Source organism: Siphonobacter sp. BAB-5385 (genome assembly GCF_002261125.1).
In the GTDB taxonomy this organism is placed as follows: domain Bacteria; phylum Bacteroidota; class Bacteroidia; order Cytophagales; family Spirosomataceae; genus Siphonobacter.
Map to the genome: position 1 here is coordinate 1 of NZ_NMPS01000143.1, position 8,656 is coordinate 8,656.

At 45.1% G+C, this 8,656-nt stretch carries 8 protein-coding genes; 4 read left to right on the top strand and 4 right to left on the bottom strand.

Going from position 1 to position 8,656, the window contains the following annotated elements; all coding sequences use genetic code 11:
• The first annotated feature begins 345 nt into the window (after nucleotides 1–345).
• On the top strand, nucleotides 346–1,473 hold the full coding sequence (locus BWI93_RS29565; protein ID WP_369679152.1) for a carboxypeptidase regulatory-like domain-containing protein: 1,128 nt from the start codon (nucleotides 346–348) through the stop codon (nucleotides 1,471–1,473).
• Nucleotides 1,368–2,714: an outer membrane beta-barrel family protein gene (locus tag BWI93_RS29570; protein ID WP_369679153.1), complete on the top strand. Its 1,347-nt coding sequence runs from the start codon at nucleotides 1,368–1,370 to the stop codon at nucleotides 2,712–2,714. The genes BWI93_RS29565 and BWI93_RS29570 overlap by 106 nt, the downstream gene beginning before the upstream one ends.
• Here the strand turns inward: BWI93_RS29570 and BWI93_RS13600 are convergent.
• Both BWI93_RS13600 and BWI93_RS13605 read right to left on the bottom strand, forming a co-directional pair.
• Entirely contained in the window at nucleotides 2,661–3,083 is a 423-nt protein-coding gene (locus BWI93_RS13600) for a YegP family protein (RefSeq protein WP_094812178.1), read from the bottom strand. The genes BWI93_RS29570 and BWI93_RS13600 overlap by 54 nt on opposite strands.
• 336 nt (nucleotides 3,084–3,419) lie before the next feature.
• Nucleotides 3,420–4,019 (bottom strand): cysteine hydrolase family protein, encoded by a 600-nt coding sequence (locus BWI93_RS13605; RefSeq protein ID WP_094812180.1) that lies wholly within the window; start codon nucleotides 4,017–4,019, stop codon nucleotides 3,420–3,422.
• Nucleotides 4,020–4,520: 501 nt separating this feature from the next.
• On the opposite strand from BWI93_RS13605, the gene BWI93_RS13610 reads away from it, so the two are divergent.
• Nucleotides 4,521–5,444, top strand: coding sequence for a hypothetical protein (locus BWI93_RS13610; RefSeq protein ID WP_255157858.1), 924 nt, complete (start codon nucleotides 4,521–4,523; stop codon nucleotides 5,442–5,444).
• 102 nt (nucleotides 5,445–5,546) lie between these two features.
• On the opposite strand, the gene BWI93_RS13615 is transcribed toward BWI93_RS13610, so the two are convergent.
• Nucleotides 5,547–5,864, bottom strand: coding sequence for a putative quinol monooxygenase (locus BWI93_RS13615; protein WP_233207975.1), 318 nt, complete (start codon nucleotides 5,862–5,864; stop codon nucleotides 5,547–5,549).
• Between the two features lie 134 nt (nucleotides 5,865–5,998).
• On the opposite strand from BWI93_RS13615, the gene BWI93_RS27820 reads away from it, so the two are divergent.
• A complete protein-coding gene (locus tag BWI93_RS27820) occupies nucleotides 5,999–6,169 on the top strand; it encodes a hypothetical protein (RefSeq protein WP_176454219.1) in 171 nt (56 codons plus the stop codon).
• Between the two features lie 35 nt (nucleotides 6,170–6,204).
• On the opposite strand, the gene BWI93_RS13625 is transcribed toward BWI93_RS27820, so the two are convergent.
• Nucleotides 6,205–7,620 (bottom strand): glycosyltransferase, encoded by a 1,416-nt coding sequence (locus BWI93_RS13625; RefSeq protein ID WP_176454220.1) that lies wholly within the window; start codon nucleotides 7,618–7,620, stop codon nucleotides 6,205–6,207.
• Nucleotides 7,621–8,656 lie beyond the last annotated feature (1,036 nt).

Sequence of the window (8,656 nt, forward strand, 5' to 3'; positions counted from 1 at the left end):
CGGCTTGAGCCCCAGAATGCGATTCCCGGAATGCGATTCCCGGAATGGAATTCCGCCATGGAATGTGATAGGACGGGGATTGGGCTTAGGTCGTCCATGAAGAAATTTGCTTGTTCCAAGTAGCTGTTAACAATCAATCAACAACTATTAACTGACAACAACCAACCCATCCGCCCGCCCATAGTACTCCAAATCTTCATCTTTCGCGTTCTTGTCGTATTTATACTCGAATAAATCCAATGTTTGGAATAATTCTGGGAAATAGCTTGTACTTTGAAGGCTTACGACCTCGCTATTTCCTCAGGAATGACCTCTAAACCTCTACTATTCTATTGCTTCTTTTGTTTGCTTAGTTGTGTATCTGTTTTTTCGAATCCGGTCTGGGCTCAGTCGGGCATTCGCGGGCGGGTTCAGGAAAAGCAGACGCCCATGGCTTCGGCTACCGTGCGATTGTTCCGACTGCCGGATAGTTCGTTCGTGGCCGGTACGCTTACCGACGAATCCGGTGCCTTCAGCCTCGCCAGTACGCCGGGAAATTATTTTGCCCGAATCGAATTCATTGGGTATCAGCCCGTAAAAACGGCGGCTTTGCAGGTACGCTCGCAGGCCCTGGATCTGGGCGTTATTCAACTGAGCCCTACCAGCAATTCCCTGAAAGAGGTGGTGGTACAGGCCGAAAAAAGTTCGATGGAGTTGACGCTCGACAAGCGAGTATTTAACGTCGGAAAAGACCTAGCCAACGCGGGCGGTACGGCCTCGGATATTTTGAGTAATGTACCTTCCGTGGCCGTGGATGTAGAAGGAAACGTAAGCTTACGGGGCAGTAGCAACGTCCGGATTCTTATTGATGGCAGACCTTCGGGACTGGTTAGCATCAAAGGGGGGAGTGGACTGCAACAGCTACAGGGCAGTGCCATCGAAAAAATTGAAGTCATTACCAACCCTTCCGCCCGCTACGAGGCCGAGGGGATGGGAGGGGTCATTAATATTGTGCTTAAGAAAGAACGGCAGGAAGGGATCAACGGCTCGTTCGATGTGATTACGGGACATCCGACCAATTATGGACTAGCTGCCAACGTCAATTACCGTCGTCGGAATCTGAATTTTTTCGTCAATTATACGCTGGCTTATCGGAATACCCCCGGTCGGAATAACCTGTATCAGGAAGTCTACCGGAATGATTCCACCTTCGTTTCCCGACAAAATTCCCGAAGCCAACTTAAGGGGATGAACAACAATGCCCGGGCCGGACTGGATTATTACTTCAGCGAAAAAAGCATCCTAACAGCGGCGTATACCTGGCGGACCAGCAAGGGCAAACGTTTCACTAACCTGGAATACCTCGATTACCAGTATCAAAGTCCCGAATTACTGGCGACCACCAAACGGACGCAGGACGAAACGGAAACCGAGCCCAATTCCGAGTACGTGCTTACCTACAAAAAACGTTCGCCCGTCCGGGCCACGAACTAACGGCGGATATCCGATACCTGGATAACTGGGAAAACTCCGATCAGTACTTTACCCAGCAAACGTTTTATCCCGGCGGTGGCAGTACCCCTTCCATTTTACAGCGGGCCTTGAACGATGAAACGGAAAAGCAATGGCTTTTGCAGGCCGATTACGTACAGCCCTTTGCCAAGGAAGGAAAGCTGGAGGCGGGGATTCGCAGTAGTTTTCGCGATATGACCAATAATTATTCGGTGACTCAGCGGACCGAAACAGGCTGGCAACCCCTAGAAGGCCTTACCAATAACTTCCTCTACGAAGAACGCATTCACGCAGCCTACGCCATTCTGGGAAATAAGGCCCACAAGTTCTCGTATCAGCTGGGCTTACGCGGTGAAATTACCGATGTGACGACTACGTTGAAACAAACCAATCAGGTCAATCCCCGGCAGTATGCCAATCTGTTTCCCAGCGTACACGCCACTTACGACCTGCCGCGTCAGCACGCCATCCAAGCCAGTTACAGTCGCCGGGTGCGACGGCCGCAGTACAATGATCTGAGTCCGTTTATGACCTTTAGTGACAGTCGGAACTTCTACAGCGGCAATCCGGATCTGAACCCGGAATTTACGCACGCCTTTGAAGTTGGGCATATCAAGTACGTCGAGAAAGGATCATTTACTTCCTCGCTGTACTATCGTCATACCGATGGAAAAATCATTCGGATTCGCCGGGTGGATGACGGCGGAAATTCAACCACCCGGCCCGAAAACCTGGCAACCGAACATGCGTACGGGGCGGAATTTACCAGTTCATTTTCACCAAAAACCTGGTGGAAACTTGACGGCAGCCTTAACTTTTTCCGGGCCATCACCGACGGTGCCAATCTGGACGCCACTTATCAAAGTGATACCTACAGCTGGTTTGCCCGGATGACCAACCGATTTACGTTCTGGAAAAATCTGGATGTGCAGGCCCGGGCCAATTACGAAGCTCCCCAGCAAACGCCGCAGGGAACGCGTAAAGCACTGGCGACACTAGATTTATCCATGAGTAAGGATATTTTGCGGGGGAATGGAACGCTGACGCTGAACGTACTCGACGTCTTCAACTCGCGACGCTTTCGTTCCATTACCGAAGGCAGTAATTTTTACACAGAATCCAACAGTCAGGGGCGATTACGACAGATTAATCTGACTTTGAACTATCGCCTACGTCAGGCTAAAAAGAAAACTAAAGGCCTGGATGAAGAGCAGGGCGGCTAAGCCCTTCGGTAGTATGGATAAAATCTGGTATCCTTTGGGCGTGTACTCGTAAACCGGAGCTTCCTGTGCTTCCGTTTTCAGTGTGTCAATAGCGGCCTCAAGGCCCTGCATCGTCGCGTACGAAGCACTACTACTGGCAATGACCTGTAAGTTGTCCGAAAGCATATCAAAACGGAAGTAACCGTTATTTTCGATACGCTGATACGCATTTCGGAATGAAGCCCGGGCTTTGACTGCCGTGATGGCTTGTAAGCAGCCATTCGGACTTAAAAAACCTTCACTGGAAAGAATCTGCTGACCCTGATCGGTAATGAAACTGAAGTAGTACAGGGCGTTAATATTACTGCGGAAAATCTCAAACTTGGCCATAGGACGGTGTTGTTAAAAAGTGTTTGGCGGAAACGTCCAACTGTGTTTTCTGATGTAAATTTTGTACTTATTTAAGCCAATTGGCGAAATTTTCGACGTATAGCATTTAACGTAGCATTTCAGGTACCTTTTTCAGGTTTTTTGGAAAGTGCTCATGTTTCATAGCTCTTTATTCCTAAGGGAAAACCGAAAAAACAGGTACGAACAGAAACCCCGCCCGGTCTACCGGGCGGGGTTTCTGTTCGTAAAGAATGCTAATGGTAAAAAACCTTGGTTGCCTGAAAAAAGGCCCTGGCAGTCAACGTAGACGTATATATGCCTTTACGTTCTTATGAATCACTGACGCAGCTTTCCCAGGTCCAGCTCAGTAGAGGGTGTTGTATCAGCCCGTACGCTGCGTTCGAGAAAATCCAGCGTAGTTTTCGTGAATTCTTCATTGCGAGCCGTCGTACAATCCGAAGGGACATACACTTCATAATCCCGCATATACGCATCCGAAGCAGTAAAGGCAATACAGGAATCCGTTGAAATACCGGTAAGGATTAAACGTTTGACCTGAAAATACTGCAAAAGCGTGGAAAGCGTAGTGGCGTAAAAAGCGGAATGTTTGGGCTTAAGGACAAAATAATCATCCTGATCCGGACGGAGCAGCTCAGCCAGACGTTGCCCCCGCACCTGATCGTGGAGCACGTGCTCAATAACCTCGTTAAAGTCCGACCGCCAGCGTCCGAAGTTATCATTGGCGTAAATAACGGGAATCCGATGTTGCCGGGCCTGTTCCTTTAATCTTACAATATTCCGGGCTGCCTGCTCAGATGACTGAACGAATTCTTCTCCTTCGGGAAATTCCAGGTCATTGATCATGTCAATCACCAGTAAAGCAACGGGAGACTGTTCGAGGACATTGCCATGTAAATCGGCATTCTTTTCACTCATAAGGTTGGATGGATTGGTGGTAGAAATTACTCAAGGCCTAAATCAGGCGACTTGCGTGGTGTAAAACCGTTTGCTAACACTTTTTTGAACAAAAAGAATACCAGCCTGATTCATTTTCGTAGGTATGGCCGGAAGTATCAAAAAAGGGCCTGACGGAAACTGTTAGCCATTTTAAGGAGCAGGAGCAGAACGAGGCTGGGGAAAATAATACCTGCTCTTGGATCGGCTATACGTCAGCGAAACATTTGGTGAATCCCGATTACGGTTAGCTGTATACGACTCTGACTGTGTGCGTTTTGTATTTAGACTGGAAAGGCTAATGATAGGCGTACGTTGGCAGCTTCAGAAAACAGGTACAGTTTTTTAAAAAATATCATAAGTCAAACCTTCTTCAAATCAAATCTTCATCCGGTGTCTCAACACAACCAACCAGTAACCGATCGAGGGTTACTGAACCGTCGATCCTTTTTACAAAGGGCTAGCCTTTTAGGCTTGGGAAGTATGCTCCTGGATTCATGCCAGGTACTCGATGACGTATTTCCTAATAAACCGTCCAGTGTACCCCCACCAACCCAGATAGCGTGCTGGGGAGATTCACTAACCTTTGGCAAAGGAGGTACACCTTATCCAACGGTGCTGGCAAACGAATTACCCAACTATACCATCAAGAATTTTGGAATTGATGGTCAGGTAAGTCGGGCTATTGTTGCCCGTCAGGGCGGAATTCCGGTCACGCTAAGCGTGGAAGGAAACGCATTTAACGGAGCAGGAGCCATAAAAGTAACCAAGCTATCGACGCAACTGCTGTCGACGGTTGCCAACAACCTGACCATGACATTAAAGGGTCGGGTAAACGAAGTGCCCTGTACACTGACCCGTACGGCGAAGGGCGGGGGAGAGGCTCAGGTAGAGAGCTACACCTTGACGCCCGCCGAAGCCAGTACCGTGTCCGTTCCCGCCGATTCGGTCTTTATTTCGGATGACGCCGTGGCTTATCAGTCGGCTCTTCAGGTCCTTTGGCTGGGAAGAAACGATGTGCCCGATTTTGATGGGATTGTCAATCTGATCGACAATTGTATTAACTATCTGCCGAATCCTAAATTTTATCTGGTATTAGGCATTCTGATGAGTAATCAGGAAACGAAAGGTACGGCTGGTTACAAGCAGATTTCAGATTTCAATGCCTTACTCCAGCGACGTTACGGCAGCAACTTTGTGCCCATGACTCCGCCCACGGCCGACGAACTGAAAGCCGTAGGGTATACGCCAACTGCCCAAGATCAGGCTCAACTGGCTCAGGATATATTTCCAGCGGGCGTTCGCTCGGATTACCTGCACCTGAACTCGCTGGGCTATCAGATCATCGCCCGCCGAATCAAGGACAAGCTAGTAGCTAAAAACTGGTACGTTCAGCAGGCAAAATAGCTGAACTTTCAAAACAAGGTTTAACACGAGCCCCTTCACAAGATCGTAAGGGGCTCGTGATTGTATGGTTATAAGAAGACAGAAGAAGCATCCGTCCAAGAATTACGCAAGTCCTTTTCCACCTAGTACGTTTACGGTCATGCCAGGTTCGGGGCGTTCGGCCAGCAAAGGCATGGCCCGCCCAATGAGTTCTCGTATGGCGGGTATCTGTAGAGAACGATCATGATCTTCCTTCGTATCCCAGACTTCAGTTATCCAAATCGTATCGGCATCTGTAACATCCGTACTGACCAAATACAACTGACAACCGGAGGCTGTATGCAGCAGCCGAGCCGCTTCCAGTAAAAAATCGGCTAGAGCTTGTCGCTGACCAGGCAGGGCTTTTAACTTTCCAAAAAGACCGTATTTCGTGATTGACATGTATAGGTAGATAAGTCAGCGGCGTGTGTAGCTCACTTTTGAATGTAAGTCCCTGGAAACATTTTTTTAAAATGGAAGGGAATACAGAAAAGCCGTTTGGAATCGTCCGTGGTATTACGTTTTCAACCATGAATATGAAGCGTACTAATCTGGCGGAAACCGAAGGTAATCCCGGCGATCAGATTAGTACACTTATCTTTCGTAATGTAGAAGTGAATGGGGTATTCGGAAACTTTAAAAATAAGTATTGCAATGTTACATTTGAAAAGGTAAAAGTAAACGGTACTGCTTTTGATGGTCAGTAGCTACGCAAACTTTATCTTTTCCTGAACATCGCTAGTTAGGGAAAGATTTCTTTATAAAAATCAGGTTTAAACAGCTTATAGAATAGTTTCCGGTACCATACGGAATAATACTTTCGTTTATACCGAAGAAAAGCGTGATGATTTTGCCGGTTTGCCCGGTATGAATCTAACAGGCGGGGAAGATCGAGGTGCATTTCACGGTATAAATCAATGTGTTTTTCGTAAATATAATGATAGTAAATAATGGATTTAGCGTGGAAATCGATATTATCCGTTAATGAATTTTTCTCGATGCGTTTACGATAATAATAAAGGGATTTATCAATTTTGTAAACATTTTTATTTTTTGATAACACCCGAATCCACAATTCCCAATCTTCAAGGCAAGGTAAATTTTCATCAAATTTCCCTGCCTTTTCGAAGGTTTCTGCACTAATCATAGCAAAAATGGGAATGGAATTCGAGATGAGTAAGTCATCCTTGTTGTAATCAATAATATGCCAGGGGCCAGTTCTTCCTTCGAAATATTCGGCGTTCGAATACACTAAATTGACATTCGGATGCTGAATAAAGGCGTTGAAATGTTCTTCAACAAATTCCTCGTGCAGCCTATCATCGCCGTCCAGAAACACAATAAACTGCCCGTTTGACCGATCAAAACCATAGTTGCGGGTAGCGGCCGGTCCGGAATTGGTTTTTGTATAAAGTTTGACGTTTTTGTTTGTACCCTGGATGTACTCAGAAATGATAGCGAAGGTTTGATCCGTAGAACCATCGTCTACTACAATGATTTCGACGTTTTTATAACTCTGTTTTTCAGCCGATTGAATGGCTTCTATAATGACCCGTTCGTTATTGTAACAGGGGATGATGATACTAATCAGGGGTTTAGTCGCTGTGTGGAACTGCCCGTGTGTATAATCCGTAATGGTGGCCAGCCAGTTCGTAAAGGAATATTTCGACCGGATTTTCTCGTCAATTTTTACGTAGGGACGAGCTAGAAAATCATCCAGTTCCTCCTTATTCTCTTCCGTTAAAATGAAGAAATTATTCGGATGATAAAAATCTTCGTCGACAACCGTAGCGTTCGTCGTAATTACTTTTTTCTGCAGCTTCAGTCCGTCAAAAATCCGGAAAGATAAGCCCTGGTGTTCATCAATGCGGAAATCCAGAATAATCTCCGTATTTTTTATCTGGACTAACTGATCTTCGTACGGATTAACTTTGTGCAGGCAATGGAAGTTTTCTTTAACGTATAAAGGGACTTTATCTTCGTCGTATAAATTATAAACAAAATCGAATTGTACCGGACTTATCTTTCTGGTAATGAATTTATGAAAATCGATAATCGCCTGGAGGCGGGAAGGATGGAATGAACTGATGTAATAGATTTTATTTTTGGTTTCAATATCGGGTAAATCGTCGGGATAATCGAAATAAAAGTTGGGCACGTATTGTACACCGTATTTCTGATATTTAACAACATCAGTTTTGTCAAAGGCGTAAAAACGATCGAATAAATGAACTTTAGGAAGAACTTCTGGATTCCTCGAAATACCGTCGTAATGAAATGAAATAAACTTATCACTCCTTTTTCTGGCTTCCAGTAGTAATTCTAAAGGGAAGAAATCCGCTCGGATTACTAATGTTACATCATAGTGATCGTACGTTTTTACGAGCGATAAACGCGTTTGTTGATTAAAATTATGCCGTAGGGTATTTTTATAGTTTCTATCTTTTAAGAAAGTCTTTCTAAAAAAGTTAGTCGTACGCTGACTGACATTTTTGTAGGTAAAAGGGTAAGAATTATTATGAATCACTACAACATCATACCCTAAGCTGATAAGATTTTTTTCAATCACCATGTATAATTGATAATCCCACGGTGCAATTAGTAAAAATCTTTTTTTTACGTTCATTTGAATGGGTGATAGGAATAAATGAGGATTTATATTTTCACTAATACCTGCGTATTAGTGAAAAATGAATTGAACTCCGGAAAATAAAGTAGCTACTAAGCGTATAGCATTACATAGAATACGTTGGGAGGAAAAGCGGAGTTGTAAGAGAACGTATCTGTTACTGGATAGGTCTTTTAGTAGCGAAATCATTTGTATGAGTAAAGTACGAAATACTTGCTTGAAATGAATTTTCCGAAGCGTTTCCCTGACGACACCTTTGCAAAAATGTATAAATTTATTTTTAGCCGCAAAACATTTGCATAAATAAGACCGGGCTTCAACCGATCAGTAGAATGCATGGAAGAAGAAGAAATCTGGCTGTACCTGTCTACTTAAAAAGCCTGGACAGGGTTTGTCTTTCAGGTGTTGCATCCTATTAGATATAGAGAAGGAGAGTTCTGGTAACTAGTGTTTCTATAACCCGACGCTTCGTAAGTCCCCACTATCGGTTCGCGTCATCCCACTTTTCCGCTCATCCTGACGAAGACACCATTCATCCCTGAAATATTAAAAAAACGGCCCTGAC

Bases quoted from the DNA above. Each gene is read 5' to 3' on its own strand.
- BWI93_RS13600 (WP_094812178.1), bottom strand. From the start codon at position 3,083: ATGGCCAAGTTTGAGATTTTCCGCAGTAATATTAACGCCCTGTACTAC.
- BWI93_RS13605 (WP_094812180.1), bottom strand. From the start codon at position 4,019: ATGAGTGAAAAGAATGCCGATTTACATGGCAATGTCCTCGAACAGTCT.
- BWI93_RS13610 (WP_255157858.1), top strand. From the start codon at position 4,521: ATGCTCCTGGATTCATGCCAGGTACTCGATGACGTATTTCCTAATAAA.
- BWI93_RS13615 (WP_233207975.1), bottom strand. From the start codon at position 5,864: ATGTCAATCACGAAATACGGTCTTTTTGGAAAGTTAAAAGCCCTGCCT.
- BWI93_RS27820 (WP_176454219.1), top strand. From the start codon at position 5,999: ATGAAGCGTACTAATCTGGCGGAAACCGAAGGTAATCCCGGCGATCAG.